The organism is uncultured Devosia sp., from assembly GCF_964244875.1.
GTDB lineage: Bacteria > Pseudomonadota > Alphaproteobacteria > Rhizobiales > Devosiaceae > Devosia.
Genome location: NZ_CAXTKA010000014.1, coordinates 33217 through 57239, shown reverse-complemented (window position 1 = coordinate 57239; position 24023 = coordinate 33217). Strand labels below are relative to the sequence as shown.

26 protein-coding genes and 1 tRNA gene are annotated in these 24023 nt (G+C 63.3%); 9 read left to right on the top strand and 18 right to left on the bottom strand.

All coding sequences use genetic code 11. From position 1 onward, the window contains the following. Positions 1-40 precede the first annotated feature (40 nt). Complete coding sequence (locus ACFE8X_RS15130; protein ID WP_375452320.1) at positions 41-568, top strand: DUF6886 family protein; 528 nt, start codon at positions 41-43, stop codon at positions 566-568. A 40-nt stretch (positions 569-608) separates the two neighbouring features. On the opposite strand, the gene ACFE8X_RS15125 is transcribed toward ACFE8X_RS15130, so the two are convergent. Next, positions 609-698 (bottom strand) — tRNA-Ser (locus tag ACFE8X_RS15125). A gap of 232 nt (positions 699-930) precedes the next feature. Between ACFE8X_RS15125 and ACFE8X_RS15120 the strand changes: the two genes are divergently transcribed. Genes ACFE8X_RS15120 through ACFE8X_RS15110 form a run of 3 tightly spaced genes read left to right on the top strand, consistent with a single transcriptional unit; the run spans position 931 to position 2287 of the window. Further along, on the top strand, positions 931-1254 hold the full coding sequence (locus tag ACFE8X_RS15120; RefSeq protein ID WP_375452319.1) for a hypothetical protein: 324 nt from the start codon (positions 931-933) through the stop codon (positions 1252-1254). Between the two features lie 33 nt (positions 1255-1287). Next, complete coding sequence (gene msrA, locus ACFE8X_RS15115) at positions 1288-1941, top strand: peptide-methionine (S)-S-oxide reductase MsrA (protein ID WP_375452318.1); 654 nt, start codon at positions 1288-1290, stop codon at positions 1939-1941. 1 nt (position 1942) lies between these two features. Next, positions 1943-2287, top strand: coding sequence for an MmcQ/YjbR family DNA-binding protein (locus tag ACFE8X_RS15110; RefSeq protein WP_375452317.1), 345 nt, complete (start codon positions 1943-1945; stop codon positions 2285-2287). A 32-nt stretch (positions 2288-2319) separates the two neighbouring features. Here ACFE8X_RS15110 and ACFE8X_RS15105 read toward each other — a convergent pair whose 3' ends face one another. The 9 genes from ACFE8X_RS15105 to ACFE8X_RS15065 form a co-directional block, all read right to left on the bottom strand. Then, positions 2320-4116, bottom strand: a complete 1797-nt coding sequence (locus ACFE8X_RS15105) for a hypothetical protein (protein WP_375452316.1) — start codon at positions 4114-4116, stop codon at positions 2320-2322. 164 nt (positions 4117-4280) lie between these two features. Beyond that, the gene (locus ACFE8X_RS15100) at positions 4281-4916 is read right to left on the bottom strand and encodes a peroxiredoxin (protein ID WP_375452315.1); all 636 of its coding nucleotides are present in this window, start codon (positions 4914-4916) and stop codon (positions 4281-4283) included. Positions 4917-5112: 196 nt separating this feature from the next. Next, positions 5113-5580, bottom strand: coding sequence for a CreA family protein (locus ACFE8X_RS15095; RefSeq protein ID WP_375452379.1), 468 nt, complete (start codon positions 5578-5580; stop codon positions 5113-5115). 92 nt (positions 5581-5672) lie between these two features. Continuing rightward, entirely contained in the window at positions 5673-6488 is an 816-nt protein-coding gene (locus ACFE8X_RS15090; RefSeq protein WP_375452314.1) for an amino acid ABC transporter permease, read from the bottom strand. 39 nt (positions 6489-6527) lie between these two features. Next, complete coding sequence (locus tag ACFE8X_RS15085) at positions 6528-7316, bottom strand: transporter substrate-binding domain-containing protein (protein ID WP_375452313.1); 789 nt, start codon at positions 7314-7316, stop codon at positions 6528-6530. Positions 7317-7456: 140 nt separating this feature from the next. Next, positions 7457-7747: a SelT/SelW/SelH family protein gene (locus ACFE8X_RS15080; protein ID WP_375452312.1), complete on the bottom strand. Its 291-nt coding sequence runs from the start codon at positions 7745-7747 to the stop codon at positions 7457-7459. Next, positions 7744-8205, bottom strand: a complete 462-nt coding sequence (locus ACFE8X_RS15075; protein ID WP_375452311.1) for a Crp/Fnr family transcriptional regulator — start codon at positions 8203-8205, stop codon at positions 7744-7746. The genes ACFE8X_RS15080 and ACFE8X_RS15075 overlap by 4 nt, the downstream gene beginning before the upstream one ends. Positions 8206-8226: 21 nt before the next feature. Next, positions 8227-8691 carry a glutathione peroxidase gene (locus ACFE8X_RS15070; protein ID WP_375452310.1) on the bottom strand — a complete coding sequence of 155 codons (465 nt, stop codon included), beginning with the start codon at positions 8689-8691 and terminating at the stop codon, positions 8227-8229. 316 nt (positions 8692-9007) lie between these two features. Continuing rightward, positions 9008-9706: a hypothetical protein gene (locus ACFE8X_RS15065; protein WP_375452309.1), complete on the bottom strand. Its 699-nt coding sequence runs from the start codon at positions 9704-9706 to the stop codon at positions 9008-9010. A gap of 721 nt (positions 9707-10427) precedes the next feature. On the opposite strand from ACFE8X_RS15065, the gene ACFE8X_RS15060 reads away from it, so the two are divergent. Together ACFE8X_RS15060 and ACFE8X_RS15055 are read left to right on the top strand one after the other, a co-directional pair. Beyond that, positions 10428-11729, top strand: coding sequence for a hypothetical protein (locus ACFE8X_RS15060; RefSeq protein WP_375452308.1), 1302 nt, complete (start codon positions 10428-10430; stop codon positions 11727-11729). Beyond that, positions 11696-12583, top strand: a complete 888-nt coding sequence (locus ACFE8X_RS15055; RefSeq protein ID WP_375452307.1) for a DNA adenine methylase — start codon at positions 11696-11698, stop codon at positions 12581-12583. The genes ACFE8X_RS15060 and ACFE8X_RS15055 overlap by 34 nt, the downstream gene beginning before the upstream one ends. Before the next feature lie 192 nt (positions 12584-12775). Here ACFE8X_RS15055 and ACFE8X_RS15050 read toward each other — a convergent pair whose 3' ends face one another. Both ACFE8X_RS15050 and lepA read right to left on the bottom strand, forming a co-directional pair. Further along, positions 12776-13486, bottom strand: a complete 711-nt coding sequence (locus tag ACFE8X_RS15050; RefSeq protein WP_375452306.1) for an FRG domain-containing protein — start codon at positions 13484-13486, stop codon at positions 12776-12778. Between the two features lie 80 nt (positions 13487-13566). After that, positions 13567-15372, bottom strand: coding sequence for a translation elongation factor 4 (gene lepA / locus ACFE8X_RS15045; RefSeq protein ID WP_375452305.1), 1806 nt, complete (start codon positions 15370-15372; stop codon positions 13567-13569). A gap of 101 nt (positions 15373-15473) precedes the next feature. On the opposite strand from lepA, the gene ACFE8X_RS15040 reads away from it, so the two are divergent. Beyond that, positions 15474-16451, top strand: coding sequence for an extensin family protein (locus ACFE8X_RS15040; RefSeq protein ID WP_375452304.1), 978 nt, complete (start codon positions 15474-15476; stop codon positions 16449-16451). On the opposite strand, the gene ACFE8X_RS15035 is transcribed toward ACFE8X_RS15040, so the two are convergent. Further along, positions 16452-16841 (bottom strand): hypothetical protein, encoded by a 390-nt coding sequence (locus ACFE8X_RS15035; RefSeq protein WP_375452303.1) that lies wholly within the window; start codon positions 16839-16841, stop codon positions 16452-16454. 224 nt (positions 16842-17065) lie between these two features. Here ACFE8X_RS15035 and ACFE8X_RS15030 point away from each other — a divergent pair, with 224 nt between their 5' ends. Continuing rightward, positions 17066-17866 carry an alpha/beta fold hydrolase gene (locus ACFE8X_RS15030; RefSeq protein WP_375452302.1) on the top strand — a complete coding sequence of 267 codons (801 nt, stop codon included), beginning with the start codon at positions 17066-17068 and terminating at the stop codon, positions 17864-17866. A 27-nt stretch (positions 17867-17893) separates the two neighbouring features. Here ACFE8X_RS15030 and ACFE8X_RS15025 read toward each other — a convergent pair whose 3' ends face one another. From ACFE8X_RS15025 to ACFE8X_RS15015, 3 genes are read right to left on the bottom strand one after another with little or no spacing between them, the layout of a single operon-like run. After that, positions 17894-18922 (bottom strand): rhodanese-related sulfurtransferase, encoded by a 1029-nt coding sequence (locus ACFE8X_RS15025; RefSeq protein ID WP_375452301.1) that lies wholly within the window; start codon positions 18920-18922, stop codon positions 17894-17896. Positions 18923-18972: 50 nt separating this feature from the next. Next, positions 18973-19863 carry an NAD(P)/FAD-dependent oxidoreductase gene (locus ACFE8X_RS15020; RefSeq protein ID WP_375452300.1) on the bottom strand — a complete coding sequence of 297 codons (891 nt, stop codon included), beginning with the start codon at positions 19861-19863 and terminating at the stop codon, positions 18973-18975. Then, the gene (locus ACFE8X_RS15015) at positions 19856-20314 is read right to left on the bottom strand and encodes an Rrf2 family transcriptional regulator (protein ID WP_375452299.1); all 459 of its coding nucleotides are present in this window, start codon (positions 20312-20314) and stop codon (positions 19856-19858) included. The genes ACFE8X_RS15020 and ACFE8X_RS15015 overlap by 8 nt, the downstream gene beginning before the upstream one ends. A gap of 212 nt (positions 20315-20526) precedes the next feature. On the opposite strand from ACFE8X_RS15015, the gene ACFE8X_RS15010 reads away from it, so the two are divergent. Then, positions 20527-21114 (top strand): TetR/AcrR family transcriptional regulator, encoded by a 588-nt coding sequence (locus ACFE8X_RS15010; protein ID WP_375452298.1) that lies wholly within the window; start codon positions 20527-20529, stop codon positions 21112-21114. A gap of 273 nt (positions 21115-21387) precedes the next feature. Here the strand turns inward: ACFE8X_RS15010 and ACFE8X_RS15005 are convergent, their stop codons facing one another. Together ACFE8X_RS15005 and ACFE8X_RS15000 are read right to left on the bottom strand one after the other, a co-directional pair. Then, positions 21388-22449 (bottom strand): DUF2793 domain-containing protein, encoded by a 1062-nt coding sequence (locus ACFE8X_RS15005; RefSeq protein WP_375452297.1) that lies wholly within the window; start codon positions 22447-22449, stop codon positions 21388-21390. A 203-nt stretch (positions 22450-22652) separates the two neighbouring features. Then, entirely contained in the window at positions 22653-23984 is a 1332-nt protein-coding gene (locus tag ACFE8X_RS15000) for an Nramp family divalent metal transporter (protein ID WP_375452296.1), read from the bottom strand. Positions 23985-24023: the final 39 nt, after the last annotated feature.

Here is a 24023-nt window from a genome sequence, read left to right as displayed (position 1 = left end):
AAGGTGTCGATTGGGCCCATCAAACACAGGACCAACTAGCGTGCGCCTGTATCATTTCAGCGACGATCCCGCGATCGACACCTTCATACCACGCCCGGTCCGGATGCCCTCGCAGCGCCTGCCCGGCATGGAGTGGCTCAACGGCCCGCTGGTCTGGGCAATCCAGGACAACCTCGATTTTCTCTATCATTTCCCCCGTGATTGCCCGCGCATCCTGATCTGGGCCACGGCTCGAACCAGTGCCGCTGACAAGGCCAAGTGGCTGGGCTCCTATCGCGCTGCAGCCTATATCGAGCGCAAATGGCTGCCGGATTTCACCGCCGCGACCCTACACCGCTACCAGCTGCCATCGAAAGGTTTCGAGGACCTGCACGATGCCGGCATGTGGGTCAGCCGTGCCCCGGTCTCGCCCCTGAACCGGATCACACTCGCCGACTTGCCGGCCGCTCTCAGTCTCAAGACCGTCGACCTGCGCATTGTCGAAACCCTGGTGCCTCTGCAAGAGCTGTGGACCACAACCTTGCACACCAGCGGCATCAGGCTGCGCAATGCCACCGGCTGGAGCTGAATTTTCCCGATATGCGTCACCGAAATCGTGTTTGAAAGAATGGCGGAGAGAAAGGGATTCGAACCCTTGAGACGGTTCCCCGCCTACACACTTTCCAGGCGTGCGCCTTCGACCACTCGGCCATCTCTCCGCATCGCTCTGGCGGCCGGTGGAAGGGTCCGGCGCGTGGCCAATGGCCGGGGCGAGCGGGCGCAATATACGCATCGACGCTTGCGATGCAAGCGATCACAGCTGCGGCAAGAGGATTGTTTTGTCCACCCGCGCGCCCATCTTGTGGGCAGAACCCCGACCGTGGCACAACGACAGCGCAGCAAGGGGCAAAGGCAGGCCATTGGAATGCTCCGGATGCGCGGGACGGTGTGATGCGGCTGCTGGTGAGAATTGCGGGAACCTGGCTTGTTGGCCTGGCGCTGGTGCTGGCGGTGATCGATGGCACCAAATCGCTGGGGGCGAGCAGGCTGGCGCCGACCAGCCTGGCGCAAAGCTGGAAAAGCCTCAATCCGAGCAGCCTTGTGGCGGTGGAGAGCTTTTTCGACAGCCGGTATTTTGCCAACCTGCTGGATGGCGCGATGGCGGGATTGCTGAGCTACCCGACATTCGCGGTGGCTGGGGTGACGGGAATTGTATTGATCCTGCTGGGCCGCGCGCCTCGGCGCGAGCGCTATCTCCATCAGGACCAGATTTAAGCTGATCGTGTTACGCTGCAGAAAGGAAAGCCGATGTTTTTCAAAAGCAAGCCTACCGCCGTTCCGAGCGCCGAGCAGGCACTGCCCGGCCGTGCTGCCGAAATGCAGGTGGGCGCAAGCCATTTCGTGAACCAGCATCCGCTCAAGGGACCCTATCCGGCTGGTTCCGAGACAATCTACTTCGGGCTGGGATGCTTCTGGGGCGCTGAACGGCTGTTCTGGCAGCTGCCGGGCGTCTATGTGACTGCCGTCGGCTACCAGGGTGGATCGACGCCCAATCCAAGCTATGAGGAAGTCTGCTCCGGCCAGACCGGACACACCGAAGCGGTCAAGGTCGTTTACGATCCCGGCCAGGTCAGTCTTGAGGCATTGCTCAAGACGTTCTGGGAAGAGCACAATCCCACCCAGGGCATGCGCCAGGGCAATGACGTGGGCACGCAATACCGTTCGGCGATCTATACCACGACGCCCGAACAGGCCGACGCGGTGGACAGGAGCCGCATGGCTTACCAGGCCGCGTTGCAGGCCAAGGGCCTCGGGGCGATCACGACCGAGGTCGCGCCGGCAGGTCCGTTCTATTATGCCGAGACCTATCATCAGCAGTACCTGGCTAAAAATCCGCGCGGCTATTGCGGGTTGCAGGGGACCGGCGTGGCCTGCCAGATCGGCACCGGGGCTGCCGCCTAGCATGATCGATCGGGCAGGCTTCGAGCATTTTGCGGCAAGCCTGCCCGGCGTCACGTTTGTCGAACAATGGGACAGCTTCGTCGCCAAGGTCGGGGGCAAGGTATTCGCCTTGTGGAACACCGGCGGGATCGTGTTCAAGCTGGCCGAAACCAGCTTTGAGGTGCTGACCGTCCTGGACGGTGTCACGCAGGCGCCCTATTTCGCCAAGCGGCACTGGGTGCATGTGGCGCCCGCCGCCTTGCCGGACGACGATATCCAGCACTACCTGGCGGCTTCGCACGCCATTGTCGCGAAAAGCCTGACCAAGACACTGCAACGTGAATTGGGCTTGCTGGACAACCAATAGCGGCAGCGACGCCCCGTGCTGGCTTGCCTTGGTCATGGCGGCAGAACCGCATAGATCTTGAGGGGGCCGCCAAGGCTGACCTCGGGGAGCCAGGCGGGCAGCGCGCCTGCTTTCGCCAGGGCCGAGAACGAGTCGGCGGCGCGATCGGGCAGTCCAACCATTTCCGCCATGGCGGGACAGGTGACCACCAGGCCAATGCCGCGGCGCTGCAGAATCAAGCGAGCCTGCCCGATCGGCAGATTGAAGAAATCGAAGGTGTCGCGCACCCCTTCGGCGTCGCGGTGATAGGGCGCGGAAACGACGGCATGGGGCGTTTGCAAGAGCATGTGCGACCCCAGGTCGATCGGCGTCATGATTCGTTCGGGTGGGAGAGCCGCGAGATCGGCAAAGGCGGTTGGCAGCAGGCAGGGCAGCTTGCTGGCCTGGGCGCTTGCCACGATTTGGGCGCGGCCGGGGCGCAGCGTCGTTATCCCGTCGACCCCCAAGACGATGGCCGAGCCGGCAAAAACCAGACAGCTGGCGACTAGGGCAATCGCCGTCAGCGGACGCCGCCGAACGGCAAAGTGCCGCCAGGCCAGGGCGATCACCCATGCCGCGGCGGGCACGGCGGGCATGACAGCGAGGCGGGCGCCCCGCACCTGCATCAGCATGATGAGGGCGGCAAAGACCAGGAAGGCCAATAGGGCCAGCCATTGGGCACGATCCCGGGTGACAAGCATGATCCGCGCGAGGGTGGCGACGATGGCCAGCACGACCGGCAGGCCGGTTGCCAGGGTAAAGGCCGGCAAATCGAACAGCGAGGCGATCCAGGGCTTGGCCTCGGCGATATTGCCGATCCAGTGTTGGCGCAGCCATGGATCAAGCCCGCCATAGGGCCCGTCAAGGCATTGCGGGTAGATGAACAGCAGGGCGGCGAGCCCCAAGGCCCCGAGCCCGGCAAGCATAAGGAACCGAAGCCATGCCCGCCGTGGTGCCGGAACCATGGTGACCGCGCTAAAGGCCAGCATGACGATGAGGGCGCCCCCGGCATAGACCGGCGAAATCATGTCGCAGGCCGGCTCCAGCCAGCGGGAGGGGGGGCGCGTTAGTGCCAGATGCACCACGGCCGCCATGCCGAAGGATACGCCGAACTCACGCAACTGGGCTGCTCGGCCTGGGGATATGACCCACAGCGCACCGAAAACGGTTATGGCGGCGGCAATGGCGGGAATGGATTCGGTGGCGATCGCCAAGGCCGTGGCGCAAAGCAGGCCGGCCAGCCAGGCAAAGCGGGCGCGCTCCAGGGCCTCGATCGTGGTCCAGGCGATCAACAGCGTCAAAAGAATTTCCACATTGTGATGGTCCAGCCGCCCAGGCGCGAATTCGGTGGTGATGGCCGGGCTGAGCAGGGGCAGCACCAGGGCCGGCAGCACGCCGGCCGGGCCGACCAGGCGACGCGTAAGCCCGGCGCTGACGGCGAGCAGCGCCCCCAGCAGGCACAATGGCCAGGCATAGGCGGTCGCGATGGTGGCCAGGTCGGCGCCAAGGACGGGGCGCAGCACCAGGATCAGCGTGGCGATGGGCAGATCGACCAGGCGGGACCAGTGCACTTCGGCGCCGAAGGGCGTGTTCAGCCGATGCTGCACCAGATCGTACCAGGGCTGACCGGCAAGGAAATCGCGCACGATCACCAGGCGCATGGCGTCATCGGTATCGGCCAGGAGCGGGGTGCCCGGGGTCAGCAGCGCCCGACCGATCAGCACCAGCGACGCGATGACGAAGGCGGCCGGCAGCAGCCAGGGACTGTCCCCGATGGGCGCTTTGACAGTCCTGATCGTGGGCTTGGTCATGGGTTCGAGCGCTGCACCGGTCGGGCCTGTTGCCCTGGAGCATTGGCTCATGGCGGTTAAGATCGCGCCAATGGCCCGGACACAGAAAAGGGCGACAGTTTACGCTGTCGCCCAGTGGTCGGGAAGAAGCCGATTATGTGGGATAAGGCGCCGCCGGTCCCAGTTCAGGCGCGGGGTTGGGGCACGATCCGCAGATAGGGCTTGGGTTCCTTCCAGCCATCGGGAAACTTGAGCTTGGCCTGCTCGTTGTTGACCGAACCGGCGATGATCACGTCCTCGCCGTTCTTCCAGTTGACCGGGGTGGCGACCTGGTGCTTGGCGGTCAGTTGCAGGCTGTCGATGACGCGAATGACCTCATCGAAATTGCGGCCGGTCGAAGCGGGATATTCGATCTTGAGCTTGACCTTCTTGTCCGGCCCGATGACGAAAACACTGCGCACGGTCAGCGTGTTGTCGGCATTGGGATGGATCATGTCATATTGGCGCGCCACCTCGCCCTTGGTATCGGCGAGCAGCGGAAAATTCAGCGCCGTGCCCTGGGTTTCCGCGATATCGCTGGCCCAGGCGGCGTGATCCTCGAGCTTGTCCACCGACAGGCCCAAGACCTTGACGTCGCGCTTGTCGAATTCGGGCTTCAACTTGGCGGTGTAACCCAGTTCGGTGGTGCAGACCGGGGTGAAATTCTTGGGGTGGGAGAACAGCACCGCCCAATGACCGTCGATATAGTCGTAGAAATTGATCGGGCCTTCAGTGGAGTCGAGCTGGAAATCGGGCGCAGTATCGCCGATCAGTATTGCCATGATGATAGGTCCTTTCCTCGTCCGGACGGACGCGGTGCGTGAGGGCAGACTATCGCAACGGGGACGCCGGGCAGAAGCACCCGGTTGCGAAATCTTTTTGTGTTTTGCACAACGAGAACGCCATGACATTCCAAAGCCCATGACGGCGGCAGCATTGCGCTTTTGACCGGCACGGCAGCCGCCCTGCATCTGTCCGTCATGGCGTGCGGGCCGGCGCGCCATTGCTCCAGGTGACGTGTTCGCCCGCCAATGGAATGACCGAAAGGGACATCTTGCCACTGCCCTGCTGGATTTCGCGGGCATGGGCCAGATAGATCAGGGCATTGTTGGCCCCGTCATAGACCCGGGTGACCCGCAGCGACTTCCAGATCAGCGAGCGGCCCTCGCGGAAAATCTCCTCGCCGCCCGGCCGCGTGGCGATATCGCCGATGGTGATGGGGCCGACCACCGAGCAATCGAGCGCCGAATAGGATGGGTCCTCGAACCAGTTGCCCTGTTGCAGGCGATCGATGAAGCCGCGGTTGAAATAGGCCAGGTGGCAGACGACCCCAGCGATATCCGGGTCGGGCACGGCATCGATGGCGATGTCGTTGCCGGTCCAATCGACGCCGACATTGCCGACCTCGCGACTGTCGCCGCAGGCGGCCAGGGCGACGGCCAGCATGGCAGGCAGGGCGATGCGGGCGAAACGGTTCATGGCAAGGTCCTTGTGTGGCGTCAGCGATAGATGGGCGATCGCGGCCCCTGCACCAATGATCATTGCCGCTTGCCGCCCAGATGGCGCTCCAGCAGCCGCACCAGCAGCGACAGCGAAATGGTCATGGTGAGATAAAGGAAGGCCACGACGTTGTAGGTTTCAAAGAACTTGAAGGTGCTCGAGGAATAAACCTTGCCCAATTGGGTGATGTCCTGCACCCCCAGGGCCGATACCAGCGCCGAGTCCTTGATCATCGACACGAAGTCATTGGCCAGGGGCGGCAGGATGGTGCGGAGCGCCTGGGGCGCCACCACGAGGCGAAAGCAGTGCCAGCGCGACAGGCCGAGGGCCCGCGCCGCCTCGACCTGCCCGCGATCGACGGCCTGGATGCCGGCGCGGAAAATCTCCGCGATAAAAGCCGAATAGCACACCGTAAGCGCCAGGATGGCACGCCAGACGAAATCGAAATCGCGGATGGTCACCGCCTCGAGCCAGCCAAGCTGCAGCAGGGGAGCCAGCACCACATTGATGCCGGCGACAAACCAGGGCGCGCCCACAAAGGCGACGTAGAACAGAAAAACCAGCACGGGAATGCCCCGGATGATTTCGACATAGAAGGTCGCCACCTCCCGCAACAGGCGATTGGCCGAGGTGCGCGCCAGCTCCACCAGCAGCCCCAAAGCGATGGCCGCCGCGAAAGCCATGAACGCGACCCACAGCGTCGTGATCACGCCGCCCGCCAGGGACCGGAAAATCTGGGCATAGCCGGCATCGGCGGCGATTGCCCACAGGCCCAGCACGAACAGCAGCGCAATGGCCAGCAGCCACCAGGGGACATTGGCGAACGGGGAGGTGCGAACGGGGGATGGTGCCATGGGGGCAGGGACGGTGGATCGATCCGCCGCCCTTTGGCCTTATTGGGCGGCGTTGTAGTCGTAGAACCACTTTTGCTGCAACGCCGCCATGGTGCCATCCGCCTTGATGGCGGCAAGGGCGGCATTGACGGGCGCAACCAGATCCGAGCCGGGAGTGAGGATAAGGCCGAAATCCTCGCTGCCCAGGGGGCCGCCGACAACTTTGAACGCGCCGGGATTGGCTCCGATATAGCCATTGGCCGAGGTTTGGTCCATCAGCACCGTATCCACATCGCCCGCTTGCAGCGCGCTGACCGAGGCCCCGAAGGTGTCGAACAGCTTGATGCGCGGATTGGCCTCGTCGCCATCGAGCACCGAATAGACGGCCGTATAGAAATTGGTGGTGCCGGCCTGGGCGCCGACCAGGAAATCGGCATTGGCGCCAAAGCTGGGCGCATCGGTGAAGCGGGTCTCGTCGGCGCGCACCAGCATGAGCTGCTCGGAGGTGAGGTAGGGATCGGAAAAATCGACCTGGGCCTTGCGCTCGTCATTGATGGTGATGCCGTCCATGCCGATTTCGAACTGGCCATCGCGCACGGCCTGGATCATCACGTCCCAGCTCGACACTTGCCAATCCACCTTGGCATTGAGGCGCTTGGCGATCTCGTTGACCAGGTCATATTCCAGCCCGACGCCCGCGCCGGTCTTGGGATCGGTGAAATTGAGCGGCACATAGGCGTTTTCGGTGACCGCGACGATGGTGCGCCCCGCCAGATCCGGCAGGGCCTGGGCATGGGCCGCAACGGTGCCGAGCAGAACGATGGCGGCAGCAATGAACTTGGATGTCATGGACGGGCGGGCTCCTGGACGCTGTTGGCCGACAATAAGCAGGGCGGTGCGGTTTTGGAAATGAGATTGTTGCAGAAATACGTCGTGCCTCGAGTTACCATCCGATTATCGCACCGGGCGCAGGCGCGGGGGTAATCGGGCTAGCCGGCTTTGCCGTGGCTATCGATATGGCCCAGGTCCCGCCCGGGATCGATCCGGTCGCGCACCAGCTGCTTGAGGGCTTTGACATCGGGGAAGCCGCCATCGCGCCGGCGCTCCCAGGTCAATTCGCCGTCGAGGCTGATCTCGAAGATATCGCCGGTGCCCGGCACGAGGATAACCGCGCCTATTTCGAGACCGAAGGTGGTGAGCACTTCGGCGGCCATCCAGGCCGAGCGCAACAGCCAGTTGCACTGGGTGCAATAGGTTATGCGCAATTCCGGCTTGCTCATTTGCGGCGCGATTTGGCCAACTCGGCGGGATTGACCAGGGAGGCCAGGATCGTATCGACCAGGTCCAGATCCTGCCGCTTGCCCTGGGCCTGCTGCTGCAGGTCGACCAGGTAGGAGGTGGTGTAATAGAGCCGGCGCGCCAGCATGGCGGCAATATGGAGGGCAAATTCGGGGCGCTTGTCCAGAAAGGTCAGCGCATCGGGGATCTCGTAAAGCTTTGTGGCCGACAGCGCCTTGACGGTGGCGCTGTGGGGCATGTCGAGCAGGACCGACATTTCCCCAAAGATCGAGCCCGGCTCGTCGACATGGGTGACCTGGGTGCGCTCGCGGATGATCTCGAGCTGGCCTTCGGACAGGATATAGATCTTGCCCAGCCGCTCGCCCTCGGCCAGAATCGTGCTGCCGGGCTTGAAGCCCACCAGTTCGAGCCCTTCGCAATAGTGCAGAATATCGACCATGTGCGCCCCCGCCTGACCCGTCTATAGCAGCTTGCGGATCGGGGCTTCAAGCTCGGCGGGCACGGTGGCGGGGGCAAAGCGGGCGGTGACGGCGCCATCGCGGCCGACGAGGAACTTGGCGAAATTCCACTCGATGTCCTCGGGATGGACCGCCTTGAGCCAGCCATAGAGCGGATGGGTGCCCGGACCATTGACCTCGATCTTGCCGAACAGGGGAAAGCTGACGCCGTAATTGACCTCGCAGAATTCGGCAATCTCGCTATCGGAACCCGGCTCCTGGCCGGCAAACTGGTTGCAGGGGAAGCCCAGGACAACCAGACCCTCCGAGCGATGGGCCTGCCAAAGCGCCTCGAGCCCCCCATATTGCGGGGTGAGGCCGCATTTGCTGGCGACATTGACCAGCAGCACGACCTTGCCGGCATAGGCATCAAAGGGCTGCGGCGTGCCATCGAGCAGGGGGAGGGTAAAATCGTAGAAGGCGGACATAAGGGGACTTTCGACGCGCGGTTCGCCTCATCGTCGCCGATCCGATGGGCAAGCGCAAGCGCCGGACGGCGCGGAGCCTCCGGGTGCGGGCAGCAAAGACGGACCCCGAGGCGGACGTCGACCCCGATGATAGATGTTGAGGGGCCAAAGCCGCCTCGGGGTGCCGGTTTTTGGAACAGATTCCGGTTGCTCGCGCGCCGTGATCGCTCGCCACGGTGCGGCCGGTTCTCGAACCTGCGCGGCAGGCAAAGGCCGCGCCCGGCTCACCCCGCCACTGTTCGCCTGCAGGCCATCGCGCGGGGTGATGGGCGCAAGTTTAAGCGAGCGGCGACAGCCGGGGATAAGTTTGTGGCGCTGGCTCGGGCTCCGCTTCGGGCGGACCCGTCCGCGCGGCGCGGCCGGCCTCGAAGCCTTGCTGATAGGTGGCGCGCTGGCGCGCATCCAGGCGTTGGACCAGCTTGCGGCGAATGTCGGCCATGTCATCCCTGGGGTGCTTGAGCGCCAGCGCCGGCGGCTTGAGACGCATGACCGGCCGGTAGGCGCCGTCGACCCGCCAGATGCGGCATTTGTAGCGCTCGTCCCAGGTCGTATTGAGGCTTTCCCAGACGTCGAGCCCGGCCAGCGCCTGGCCCAGCTGCACGGCGAGCCCGGCCAGATCCCCGGCCGCCACCGGAAAGCGCTCGCGGCGCTGGCGGGTAAAGGGCAGGCCATCGCTGAGCAGGCCTTCGGCCACGATGCGTACCGGCTCGGACACGGCGGCATCGGGCTTTTTCGCGCCGAGCGCGACAAGGTCCTTGTGCAGCGCGGTGAGGCTCAGCCACAGCGCCTCATGGCGCTCGGCCAAGGCGTGGGTGGCCTTCGGCCGCTGGTTCCGCCCCTTGGCGGAACGGGAGGCGCCGGGGGCGCTTGGCTCGACGGGCGACGGGTTGCCGGATTTGGCGGCGGTCGCAGCTTGCGGCGCCAGCTGGCCTTGAGGGCCGGGCCCGAAAGGCGGTGGGCTGGTGGGTTTGGGCATGAAACTCTCCTCGTTTGGCAGAAGCCGGACAGGAAAGAGTAAGGCAGGATGGCGACGCGGGGATTAGCGGCACAAGTGTCCTGCCCGCTCAGACCGGCAGGCCGAATTTCTGCCGCGCCACGGCGCTGACCGGGGTGAACAGATTGACCAGATTGCCATGGGGATCGCACAGCAGCGCCGAGCGATTGCCCCAGGGCATGGTGGTGGGGATTGCTCGAAGGCCAGGTTTTGGGCGGCGAGCCGGACGAAATCGGCATCGACGTCGGGGGTGAGGAATTCGATGATGACGGAGGCATTGGCGGCGGGGCGGGCGAAATTGGGGCAATAGGGCGAGGGTGCGCGTGCTGGCAATGGCGAGCGTGCCGGATTGGTGGCGCGTTGGCCGAAATTCTCGGTGGATCATGTGGGAGTAAGGTTGGTGACGGTGGCGTAGAAGGCGGTGAGGGCTTTCGGATCGGCGGTGATGATGCGGAGGGAGATGAGATTCATGGGAAGCTCCAAGGGTGGGGATGGAGCCGAGGGTATGGGTGGGTGTGACGGGGGGTGTCAGGAGGGTGCGGAGGAGCAAGCTGACCTTGAGGGACGGGCCCGAAAGGTGGCTGGTCGGGGCATGAAACTCTCCTAGTTGGCGAGGTGAGAGAGCGGATCAGTTTTGTGCTTAGGGCTCTAGCTTGCTCGGCATCGCAAATCCCGATATTCGTTCGGCCGAGGGGCCAACACAATGCAACCGTCGTTCAGACCAGCTTCTGTTCTCGATTTGCTGCTTCATCGCGACAATCCTCGCCACGTCAGCAAAAACAACCAAGAAGAGGTCATCGAGTACCTGCTTGCGAGTGAAGAGGTTTACAACCTTGCACGCCACATAGGCGCGCGGGGAATAAATCCGCTTGAGGTAGTCGCGGTGTTTCCGGACGACGACGGCAACCTTGTTGTGGCTGAGGGCAACCGCAGAATATGCGCTGCTCAATTGCTGACTGACCCAGAGAAGGCCCCAGAGTTCGCGCGGGCACGATTTAGGGCCTTTGCTGCAAAGTCTGTGGACGTATCTCAAGTCAACGTTGCGGAATTCCCTGACTACGCGACTGCCCAACCTTGGTTGCAAGTCCTTCATGACGGCGAACAAGACGGAATAGGGCGTCGTCGGTGGAAACCTGAGCAGAAGGCCAGAGCGACCACCAACAGGAGCACTGACGCCCTCGCGGTGGCGTTGCTGGATTATGCGGAACAACAAGGCATAATAAGCAGCGAGATGCGAGCGGACGTGCCCGTATCCACCGCCACCCGTTATCTGGCTAACCCGAAGGTTCGGGAAGCCATGGCCCTCGCTTCGTCCGCGACCAGCGACAAGGTCGTGATCACCACGAGCACACAGGAATTCTCGAAGATCGTCCAGTACTTCATTGATGATCTAAGAAGTAGGAAACTGCATTCTCGATCTGTCACCAAGGACTGGTTGGCGTATGCAGACGAGATCAATGCGGCGTTCGGCGCAAATCGTGCAGGTCCAGCCACACCCACGGAAGTTCGTACTCCCGCCGCTGCGGGTGGGGCGCCGCGTAAATCGGCGCGCCTCACTCGAGCTAAGATCGTAACACCGGAAACAAAGTTCATCGCGAAGTCTGCTGGCCTGATCGACAGCCTAAACAGCCTCGGTTCGCTGAAGCTCTCTGGGCTGTATCACTCTCTCACATCCATTAGGTTGGACGAACACCCGGCACTTTTGACGACTGGGGCGTGGGTGTTCGTAGAGAACTTGACGGCCCTTCACGGCCGCAACCCTAACACGGATTTCGTAAGCTATCTGAATTCTAGATTATCCGGTTTGGGGGTTTCAAAAGATCAAGGTAAGGACTGCAAATTGAGTCTCGAGTACATTTCTCAGCACGGAAATGCACAGAAGCACAGCGCAACATTCACGGTCGTTGACGCTAGGAATCTTCACAACCATTTCGAGGTCCTGAGTGACTTGTTTGCTGGCCTAGCAAGCGAGTGTGCGGCCACGAAACTGAGCAAAAAACCTTGAGCCGCTCAGCCTCCCCGCTCAGGTACCCCGGCGGCAAGGCATGCTTGTTCGACTTGGCAACACAATTTCTTCGCATTAATGATCTGCAGCAGAGACACTATGTTGAGCCCTATTCCGGGGGCTGTGGCCTGGCGTTGAGCCTTCTTTTCAGCGGCCATGTTTCCCAAGTACACCTAAATGATCTTGACCGAGCGGTTTGGGCTTTTTGGAAATCTGTGTTGGAAGAGACGGAGCAGTTAGTAGAATTAATACAGAATACCGAAGTCACGGCATCAGAGTGGAGTAAACAGCGCGCGGTTCAATCCCGCAAAGCGGAGGCAGATGTCGTAGAACTAGGGTTTTCTACATTCTTTCTAAATCGGACCAATCGATCGGGGATCATACATAGCGGCGGGATGATCGGTGGCAAGGCCCAACAGGGTGATTGGAAACTGGACTGCAGATACAACAAACACGATCTGATTAAGAGAATTATTAGGGTTTCTCAGTACAAAAACAGAATACATTTATACAACGAAGACGCTGAGGAATTTCTCATACGTCTTGGAACAGTCATTCCTGCAACTGGCGTGATCTATATTGACCCACCTTACTACGAGAAAGGCGCACAGCTATACAAGAATTCCTATCGCGTTGCAGACCACGAGCGCATTGCCGAGCGACTACAGTCTGTTACGAACCCGTGGTTCCTAACCTATGATAATGTAGAGCCTATTCGACGGCTATATGCGCCATATCAAAGTGTAGAGTTAGATATCGGTTACTCGGTTCAAACCAAGAGGCGAGGCTCGGAACTACTAGTTGTCTCGAAGAACCTCACATTGCCCGTAGAAGATATTGCTGTAGCACACTAATCGATGGAAAATATCGACTAACAGGTTCGCATGCCGGGATTCAGATTTAGATGTCAATCGTTGCTTTTACCGCCTCGGCTAAAGCGTTCATTGGATCATTTGAACTCGATGGATATAGCGCATTTTTCGCAAATTGAGGAAATCTACCGCTGTTGTCCCAAAAGCTTTCAGGTTCAAAACTAAACTTCGCAATCAGCCTGCGACCAAAATCCATCTCGGCATGGGATAGAGCAATTTTTGTTCAGCGCTTGCGAATTCCGGATACTCGCCCAGTAAGTATCCCTCCTGCAGATGGGGACGGACTGCAGACGGAGGGCAGACACTGGCGAGGCGAATAGTTTGAAGCCCTGCCTCTGCACTTGCGGTGATCGCTCCACTGATGTTGGGTATGCCCAAAACAAAGACAAAAGCCTCTTTGGAGCCGTCCTGCGACGCAAAAGAAGCGGCGATGCGCAATGACTGGGTCACATCGAGCAGCGGCGTGCGGCAGATTTCATAGTGCTGCAAAATCGCCCAACGCAGTATGCGTTGGCGGGCCAAGCGCTCCCTGCCGAGCATTTCTTGCGCCTCATACTCATCAACGAGCGCTTTCTCCGCAGCGACCAGCTTTTTAAATCGCTGATTAAGAGCCGTGTCAGTCGGCACTTTGCCCGTCCCTGGCGCCCGCAATATGGTAGGTTTCAGGGTTGTATAGCCGAATATGTTTTTGTGGTCAGTTGATTGACCTCGGAACAGGGGCACGAAGTCACGATTTCGAAATTGTAGCTCAGCTACTCGTGTAGCTAAATCCATGTAGCTGGTGACCTTGAGTGCCTTGGCCTTTCGGATCGCACACGACGTTAGGCTCGCAATTTGCCCACGCGAAGTGAATGTCAAAATCTTTTGCGAACCAATAATGTCCATTTTGTCCGCCCAACAATATCCAGTATTATCATCGTCATTTAAATGCAGTAAAAAAACTAGGTTTTATTGAACGTCGCCGGTTACTCGTCCCCCATCTTCAGCGCCTTAATAAACGCCTCCTGCGGGATGTTCACGTTCCCGTATTGCCGCATCTTCGCCTTGCCCTTTTTCTGCTTGTCGAGCAGCTTGCGTTTGCGGGTGGCGTCGCCGCCGTAGCATTTTGCGGTCACGTCCTTGCGCATGGCGCGGACGGTTTCGCGGGCGATGATCTTGCCGCCGATGGCGGCCTGGATCGGGATCACGAACAGATGGGGCGGGATCAGCTCCTTGAGCTTTTCGCACATGATGCGGCCGCGCGTTTCGGCGACGGTGCGATGCACGAGCATGGAGAGGGCGTCGACGGGTTCGGCGTTCACAAGAATGCTGAGCTTGACCAGGTCGCCCTCGCGGTGATCGGCCAGGGCATAGTCGAAGCTGGCATAGCCCTTGGATATGGATTTGAGGCGATCGTAGAAATCGAACACCACTTCGTTGAGCGGCAGGTCGTATTCCACCATGGCGCGATTGCCGACATAGGAGAGATTGCGCTGGATGCCGCGGCGGTCCTGGCAGAGTTTGAGAATGGAGCCGAGATATTCGTCGGGGGTGAGAATGGTGGCCTTGATCCAGGGCTCGCGGATGGACTCGATCTTCATCACGTCGGGCAGATCGGCCGGATTGTGCAGCATCAGGGTTTCGCCATCGGTCATGGCGACTTCGTAGACCACCGAGGGGGCGGTGGCGATCAGGTCGAGATCGAACTCGCGACTGAGACGCTCCTGGATGATTTCCAGATGCAACAGGCCCAAGAAGCCGCAGCGGAAGCCGAAGCCCAGGGCGGCGCTGGTTTCCATCTCGAAGGAAAAGCTGGCGTCGTTGAGGCGCAGCTTGCCCATGGCGGCGCGCAATTCGTCGAACTCGGAGGCGTCGACCGGGAACAGGCCGCAGAACACCACGGGCTGGGCCGGGCGGAAGCCGGGAAAAGCCTCGGCGGTGGGGCGCTTGTCGTCGGTGATGGTATCGCCGACATTGGTATCGGCGACTTCCTTGATCGAGGCGGTGAAAAAGCCGATTTCACCGGGGCCGAGCTCGCCGATATCGACCAGCTTGGGCGTGAAGACGCCGACGCGGTCCAGCTCATAGGACGCATTGGCGTTCATCATGCGGATCTTCTGGCCCTTGCGCACGGTGCCGTCGATGACGCGAATCAGCACGACGACGCCCAGATAGGTATCGTACCAGCTATCGACCAGCAGCGCCTTTAGCGGGGCGTTGACGTCGCCCTTGGGGGCGGGCAGGCGGGTGACGATGGCCTCGAGCACCTTGTCGATATTGAGGCCGGACTTGGCGGAGATTTCCACCGCGTCGCTGGCGTCGATGCCGATGACGTCCTCGATCTGCTGCTTGACGCGCAGGGGCTCGGCGGCGGGCAGGTCGATCTTGTTGAGGACGGTGACGATATCGTGGTCGGCGTCCATGGCGTGATAGACATTGGCCAGGGTCTGCGCCTCGACGCCCTGGCTGGCATCGACGACGAGCAGGCTGCCCTCGACGGCGGCGAGGGAACGGCTGACCTCATAGGCGAAATCGACATGGCCGGGGGTGTCGATCAGGTTGAGGACGTAATCCTGGCCGTCCTGGGCACGGTAATTGAGGCGCACCGTCTGCGCCTTGATGGTGATGCCGCGCTCGCGCTCGATATCCATCGAATCGAGCACCTGCTCCTTCATCTCGCGCACCTCCAGCCCGCCCGTGAGCTGGATAAGGCGATCGGCCAGGGTGGACTTGCCATGGTCGATATGGGCGACGATGGAGAAATTGCGGATATTGCTGAGCGGCGTGGTCATTGGGCGCTGATAGCAGACGCCGAAGCGCGCGCAAAGATGGTTTAGCGGGGGTTAATGGCGCGTTCGGCGCAACGCGGAGGCGATTTGTGCGTTGGCGTACCATGCGAACCCTCCTTGCCGTGCCGCTGCTGACGCTCGCGCTGTCCCTGCCAGCAGCGGGGCAGGATATCTTTGCGCCCCTGCGCGATATGGTGGAGGGCATTACCCAGCCCGAACGGCAGCCGCCGCGCCGGCCGCGCCCCGCACCCGCCGAGGAGGAGGCGCCGGTGCCCCAGGAGCGGCCGGCCGATCTGGGCGCGACCGAAGCGCCGCCCGCCGTGGCGCCACCCGCAAAGCCGGAGCCGCCGGTGGTGGCAACACCCGTGGCACCCGTGCCGCCGGTGGCGGCGCAACCGGGGGTGGACCTGCCCCGGGAGCGGCCGGAGGAGCCGGAACCTGAAGCCGTCGAGCCCCCCGCCGTAGCGGTGGACAGTACCCCGGCGGCACCCGAGGGCACGACCGAGCCAGCCGAGCCGGGCCGGATTTTCCAGACTGCGTGCCCGGCGGTGCTGAGCGGGCAGGTGGAGGCGCAGGCGCTGCCGCCGATCAGCGAGGGGCAGTGCCAAGCGCAATCGCCGCTATCGATCACCGGCGTGCTGGCCAATGGGCGCATGGTGCCGCTGAGCGGCGCGGTCACCACCGATTGCGGCATGGCCAGCGTCTTGCCGGACTGGGTTGGACAGGTGGACAATTATGTGCGCGCGCACGACGACACCACCATCGCCAGCGTCACGGTGGGCACCGGCTATATGTGCCGCAACGTCAACAATGCGGCCGAGGGCAATCTGTCGTTCCACGCCTTTGCCGACGCGCTGGACGTGGTGGGATTTGCGCTCGAGGACGGACGCAGCGTCACGGTCGAGGAGGGCTGGACCGGGACCGAGGCGCAGGGCAGCCGGATCGTCAGGTTCGCCCATGACGCGGCGTGTGGGCACTTCACCACGGTGCTGGGACCCGAGGCCAATGCGCTGCATCACGATCATCTGCATCTGGACCTGGGCTGCCACGGCAAGAGCTGCACGGCGCGGCTCTGCCAGTGATCAGCTGCCGGCATAAAGCGATAGCACGGCCTCCACGCCCTGGCGATCGGCACTGCCCTCGGCACAATCGGGGGTCGTGCCGGCGACGCTGGCCTTGATCCGGTCATAGGCTTCGATGCTGCCGGTGGCATCAAGCCCCATGGCCTTTTCGAACCGCACACGATCATTGCCCATCCGCGTTGCCACCGGCGCGGGCACCGTAATGGCGCAAATGTCGATCACCGCCTGGGTGGCATAGATGCCGGTCAGCATATTGGCCTGCTTGGGCATGGCATTGATCACCGCGCTGGGATCGACGCGGATATCGACGGGAGCCGGGGCCGCCTCCTGGGCCAGGCCGGCCGTGGTGGCGGCCAGAACGAGGGCGAGGGTGACGAGGGGGCGGATCATGGAGCAACTCCTTGAGGGCGGAACCGGCGGACCGGCGCAAAAGTGGGGGTTGGCTTGTTGGAGGCCCTGATTATGGCCTGAGCGCGGCGCCGGCATCATCAGGGGTGATCGGGGGCACGGTTTGCCCTATATGCTGGAAGTTCGCGGGCTGGCGTGATGGTACTGCGGCTATCCTGGCGCGCGTTCTGCGCTGGGTGGCCGGCAAGGCGTAAGGGGCAAACGGGTTGGCGTTGAAGCATTTTACCGCACCGGACGGCACGGAATTGTCGTATCAGGTGACGGGACCGGCTGGCGCGGTGCCAGTGGTGTTGTGCCACGGGCTGGCGGCGGGCGGACGGCAGTTTGCCGAGGATGCCGCCTATTTCGCCCAGTTGGGATTTCGCGTCATCGTGCCCGATATTCGCGGGCATGGCCGCTCGGGCTTTCCACCCGGCTATCCGGCGGCCGGGTTTTCGATTGCCATGATGGCGGCCGACATGCTGGCGCTGCTCGAGCATGCCGGTGCGGCGCGGGTGCATTGGGTAGGCAATTCGCTGGGCGGCATCATTGCGCTTGAAATGCTGGCGCGGGCACCCGAGCGGTTCCTGAGCCTGGCGCTGTTCGGCACCGCGTTTCGACTGAAGCTGCCCCGCTTGACCGGCCCGATCTTTCCGCTGCTCTATCGCGTGCTGGGCAAAGGCTGGCTATCGGAACTGACGGCGGCCGGCACGACGCGGATGCGCGGGGACCGCAGGCTGATCGCCGAAATGATCGCCGCCTTCGATCCGCGGGTGGGAAAGGCCATCACCGGCCAGGTGCGGCGCTATGATCTGACCGCCAACATATTGGGTTTTGCCGGGCCGGTGCTGATCCTGGTGGGCGGGCTGGACCGGGCGGTCAACCTGGTGCTGCGCCCGGCGCTGAAACGCATCGGGGCGCGGGCCAACTGGCGGGTGGTGGACCTGCCGACCGGCGGGCATTGCGCCAACCTCGATGCCAGCACGCAATTCCGGGCCGAGCTGGAGCAGTTCTGGGCCAGGGCCTAGGGCATAGGAATTGGCTGAGCGCGTCGCTCAGGCCGTCTTGCCGGCTCGCGCCCGGTCGGCGGCGGTGCGCGACAGTTTCCTGGCCTTGTTGGCACGGGCGATCGCCTGGGCGGTATCACCCAGATGCCTGGTGCCGCGCTGTTGCGCGAGATCGATCTGGTGCTGGCGTTCGGCGGCGGAGCTGTGTTTGTCGGCATCGCCGGCGCAATAGGGGCACGAAATGTTGTCGCGATGGGCGGGATCGGCCCGGTCGGCCGCTGTCAGCGGATGGCGGCAGGCGCGGCAGAGGGTCGCCTCGCCCTGGACCAGGCCGTGGGTGACCGAGACGCGCTCGTCGAAGACGAAGCATTCGCCCTGCCAGCGGCTATCGGCCGGGGGCACCTGTTCGAGATAGCCCAGGATGCCGCCCTTGAGGTGAAACACCTGATCAAAGCCCTGGCTGAGCAGGTAGGAGGACGCCTTTTCGCAGCGGATGCCGCCGGTGCAGAACATGGCGACCTTGCGGTCCCGCGCCGGATCGAGATGGCGGGCGACGAAATCCTTGAACTCGCTGAAGCTCTTGGTCGCGGGATCCAGCGCGCCGACGAAACTGCCCAGGCCCACTTCGTAATCGTTGCGGGTATCGAGCACGACGACATCGTCATGGGCGATCAGGGCGTTCCAATCGGCGGGCGCGACATAGGTGCCGACGGCCTTGGCCGGGTTCGCCTCGGGCGCGCGCAAGGTGACGATCTCGCTTTTGAGGCGCACCTTGAGGCGCAGGAACGGCATGGTGGTGGCGCTGGAATATTTGATCTCGGCACCCGCCAGGCGCGCATCGGCCAGCAGGTGCGCGACCAGCGCGTCGATCGCGGCAGCGGTGCCCGCCACCGTGCCGTTGATGCCCTCGGGCGCCAGGATCAGCGTGCCCTTGATGGCGCGCGCGCAGCAGAACTGGGCCAGTGCCGGCTGCAGGGCCGCAGCGTCGGGCAGGTCGGCGAACTTGTAGAGCGCCATGACCGTGATCGGCGCGGTCATGGCGGCATTGGCGGGCATGGGGTGGGATGGCGCGGTCATCGGGCGCTTCTAGCACCAAGGCACCACCCGCGCCAAGCGCCCGGGCAGCCCTAGACGATCAGCGACTGGTGGCAATGCACGCCCGCCATGCTGCCCCGGCTGAGCGCCAGATGGGCGCTTTGCATGGGATGGGCGAGGTCGCCGGCGGCGTAAACCCCGGGCAGGCTGGTCTGGAAATCGTCACCCACTGCGATAAGCTCGCCCAGCGGGCCTTCGGTCAGGTCCAGTCCAAGCGCGCCATGCAGATCGGCCGCGAGGCGCTGGCGGGGATGGGCGAACAAAGCATCGAGCGGCACGGGATCGCCCTGCTCGATCCGGATGGATGAGAGATGACCATCGCGGTGGTCGATGCCGGCGACCCTGCCGGTCACGATGGCGACACCGCGCCGGGCGAGCTTGGCGTGTTCGGCTTCCGGCAGGTCCTGGCCATTGGTGAACAGCGTCAGTCGAGCGCTCCAATCGTGCAGCAGCGCCATGGCATGGAGCGACAAGGGGCTGGAATAGAGCAGGCCCAGCCGGCCGTCGGCCACTTCAAAGCCGTGGCAATAGGGACAATGCAGCACGCTGCGGCCCCAGCATTGGGCAAACCCCTCGATATCGGGAAAAACATCGGTGATGCCATAGCTCAGGATCAGCCGGCGCGCGGCAAGGTTTTCGCCGGCAGCGGTGGTGACGGTGAAAGCGTCGCGCGTGCCGGCCAAGGCAGTCGCCGCGACGTCCAAGAGGCGCACGCTGGGATAGCGGCCCAGTTGCGCCCGCCCTTCGGCCAGGATTTGCGTGGGCGGCTTGCCGTCGTGACCGAGCAGGCCATGGGCATGGGCGGCGTAGCGATTGCGCGGCAGGCCGGTATCGAGAACGGTAACGCGGCGGCGGGCACGGCCCAGCTGCAGGGCAGCGGACAGGCCGGCAAAGCTGCCGCCAACGATGATGACATCATCCATGGTCTGGATCTCCGTGTGCATTGGCATGGGGGACGTGTCCCGCCTGGCGCTCGCCGGCGAGACCGGCCAGGGTCAGGCGCTTGAGGCGGGCCGCCAGCAGCGCTTCGGCATCGATGAGAAAATCGGTCATCACCGCATCGACGCTGCGCACGATGGCGCAGCCGGGATCGCCCGGATCGCTTGCCGCCCGCAGCAACAGGCGTTCCCCGAGGGCGGCCTGCACATCGTGCAGCGTTATCTCGGAGGGCAGGCGGCCCAGGCGCCAGCCGCCATCATGACCCTTGGCGGAGCTGACGATGCCGGCCGCGCGCAACGCGCCCATGACGCGGCGGACCACGACGGGATTGGTCATCAGGCATTGCGCCAGGGTGGTGGAGGTGATGGCGTCAGGCTGGTCGACCAGGTGGACCAGCGCGTGCAGCGCGACGGAAAAGCGGGCGGACTGTTTCATGTAACTTATAATGTTACATTAAAAGATGATCGTCAAGATCCCTGGCGAGAGGCGGTGGTGAGACAGTCCCTGACATTGCCAGGGTGGCTGTTGGCAGTATCAGGCCCGCACTGGGTTTGAGCCGACCCGTCGCCATCCGCCCGACATTCCAGCTTGCCAAAGCCGGGTAATCAGATACAGACTGTTGGTATCTTTGGCGGTCGAGTTGAATCATGCAGCAGGGCTTAAAACGGACGCAGGAACAACGGCGTGCCGATACGGTGCGGGCCTTGCTGGCGGCCGCTCGGCAATGCTTTGCCGACAAGGGTTATGCGGGCACCGGGACGCCGGAAATCGTCGCGGCGGCCGGCATGACGCGGGGTGCGCTTTATCATCATTTCGCCGACAAGGCAGCCCTGTTCGCGGCGGTCGTTGAGGAGGAGCATGCGCTTTTGGCCATGTCCGTCAATGCGGCACACGCCGGCGAAGACGAGCCCGGACCGGTCAAGACCCTGATCGAAAGCGGCGATGCCTTCCTGAGCGCCATGCAGGATGACGGGCGGCGCCGCATCCTCCTGGTCGATGCCCCCGCGGTGCTGGGCCGCGAGGCGCTGGACGCGATCAAGGCGCGCCATGGCCTGCGCAAGCTGGTCGCGGCGGTGGAGGCGGCGATCAAGGCCAAGGCCATCCGCGACCTGCCGGCAGTGCCGCTGGCGCATCTGCTCAACACCATGTTCGACCGGGCCGCCCTGGCGGATGCCGACGCCTTGCCAGGCTATCGCAAGGCGATCAAGGCGCTGATCCGGGGGCTGAAGATTTAGGGGGAAGCCCCCTCACCCTGCTTGCTCCGCTGAACGCGTCGCAAGCTGTCCTTGTTCGGATCAAGCCGCTCCACGGGAGCGTCTTGTGGCTTCGCCACCGCCTCCAAGTCCCACAAGGGGCGAGGGGTGACGACTGTGATTTCTCGGCTCAGTCCCCTTCTCCCCTCGTGGGAGAAGGCGCCCGAAGGGCGGATGAGGGGGTGTTCTTGACACTGTTCGCGAAAGACCTCTTCACCTTTCCCAGCGAGGAAAGGTGAAGGGCTTGCGTTAAACCTAAGCGGCTTCCAACGCCTCCAGCCTTGCGCAAAGCGTTTGCACCGCGGCAATCAGCGGGGCGATGAAGGCGTCGTAGCGCAGGCCTTGCTCGCTGTCGGGGTCGGCGGGATCGGCCTGGACATGGCCGGCGAAATCGGCGCAGCCGGCAGTCTCGAGGGCGGTTTTGACCTGTTGGGCGAGGAGGCCATAATGGGTGCGGCGGCCGGGACGGGGGGTGCCGTCCGCGTTGCCGCCGACGCTCCAGCGGTAGCGCACGGGCTCGAGCGCCAGGATGAAATCGAGGCCGAGATCGGTGGGGGCGATGTCGGTTTTCTGGCGGGCATCGGAGGTCTGGATGGTGCCGGTGGCGGCCCACACCGCGGACCAGCGCGCGCCGCTGGCGCCCAGGGTCACGGCATTGTCGGTGGCGGGCCGCAGGGGAGCGCCGAGGGTGACGCCGCCGGTCGTATTGTCAACGCTGAGCGCATTGAACCAGGTGGCGCCATTGGCGCTGACCTTGAGGCGCCAGAGATTGTCGCCCATCAGGCCCATTTCGGCGCGGCCGGAATAGCCGGCCTGGTAGAGCAGGCTCGCCGTATCGGCGGCCGCGGCCTTGTTGAGCTTGAGCTGGTGGCCATTGCCGGCATGGGTGAACAGGCTCGCTGCGGCCGCAACGGCAAGCCTGTTGGTGGCATCGGCGCCGGTATTGATGCCCAGGGTGGGAATGCCGGTGGCGCCATTGGCCGCCAGGGCCGTCCAGGCGCCGCCGGTAAACACCATTATGGCCTGCTCGGCTTTGCAATAGACCTGCCAGCCGGGCGCGGGATCGTAGAACAGCCAGGCGCCGGCCTGCCAGGCGGCGATCTCGTCGGCATGGCCGGACCAGTCCCCGGTGGCCCCGGGCGCCACGATATAGGCCTCGCCCAGCACCGGCGTGGCGGGCGGAACGGCCAGGGTTCGGGTCTCGACCACCGGCTGCACCAGGGCGTCGAGGGCCTGTAGCGCCTCGTTGTGGGTGATGTGCTTTTGCGCCTGCTGCGGCATGATCAAGGGCAGGCGAAGGCGCGATGTTTCGTCCATGGGGGTCTCCTTTGGGGGAGACTCTAGGGGTTTGGCGATGGGCGGGGACAAGCGGGAAAGACTGGGGGTGCGAGAGCCGCGATATCGGGGACAGTCCACCCCCACCTTGATTCTCCCCCTCAAGGGGGAGGTGTCGACTGCGATATGTCGCCAAGGCCCTGCCATCAAGGGGAAGCGGGACGATGAAAGCGGTAGCGGACGCCCTAGAATACGAAGTCGTAGAGCAGCTTGACGTTCAATGCGGCGATGACGACGGCGATCAGGAGGGCGAAAGCGATGAGCCATTTGGGGGCGACGAGGGCGCCCATTTTCTCCTTGTCGGCGGTGAACATTACCAGCGGGAACACGGCGAAGGACAATTGCAGGCTCAGCACCACCTGGGTCAGGATCAGCAATTGAGCGGTGCCGGACTGGCCGAACCAGATGGTGACGCCGGCGGCGGGAATGATGGCGATGGCGCGGGTGATCAGGCGCCGCAGCCAGGGCGCTAGCTGGATATTGAGAAACCCTTCCATGACGATCTGTCCGGCCAGGGTCGCGGTCACGGTCGAATTGATACCGCAGCAGAGTAGCGCCACGCCGAACAAGGTGGGGGCGATGGCCAGGCCCAGCATGGGAGCCAGAAGGCTATGCACTTCGCCCAGTTCGGCCACCTCGGTTTGCCCGGCGACGTTGAAGGTAGCGGCGGCCAGGATCAGGATGGAGGCATTGACGCATAGCGCGAACATCAGCGCGACCGTCGAGTCGATGGTGGCGAACTTGAGCGCTTCCTTGCGCTCGGGAATGCTGTCGCCATAGTCGCGGGTCTGCACGATCCCCGAATGCAGGTAAAGATTATGTGGCATGACGGTGGCGCCCAGAATGCCCAAGGCGAGATAGAGCATTTCGGGATTGGTGACGATCTCGGTGGTCGGCGCGAAGCCGCGAATCACATCGCCCCAATTGGGATCGGCCAGCGCGATCTGGACCACGAAGCAGGCGGCGATCACCGCCAGGAGCGCGACCACCAGGGCCTCGACCCAGCGGAAGCCGAGCTTTTGCAGGTAGAGAATGAGAAAGACGTCGAGCGCGGTGATCAGGACGCCAAGTTCGAGCGGAATGCCAAAGATCAGGTTGAGCCCGATCGCGGTGCCGATCACCTCGGCGATGTCGGTGGCTATGATGGCGATTTCGGCCAGGGCCCAGAGCATATAGGCCACCGGGCGGGGAAAGGCATCGCGGCAGGCCTGGGCGAGATCGCGGCCCGAGGCGATGGCGAGGCGCGCGCACAGCGATTGCAGCACGATGGCCATGATGTTGGAGACCAGTGCCACGGTCAGCAGCGCATAGCCGAACTTGGAGCCGCCCGCCAGCGAGGTCGCCCAATTGCCGGGATCCATATAGCCCACGGCGACCAGATAGCCGGGACCGACAAACGCCAAGGCACGGCGCCACACATTGCCGCCGACCTTGACCGACCGGTGGACATCGGCGAGCGATGCGTCGCCACGGCTCTGGTTCCAGCCGGAAAAAGTCTTGGGAATACGCGCGTCCATGCCTGATCCAATTTCGCTGTTGCAAGTCATTTGCATATG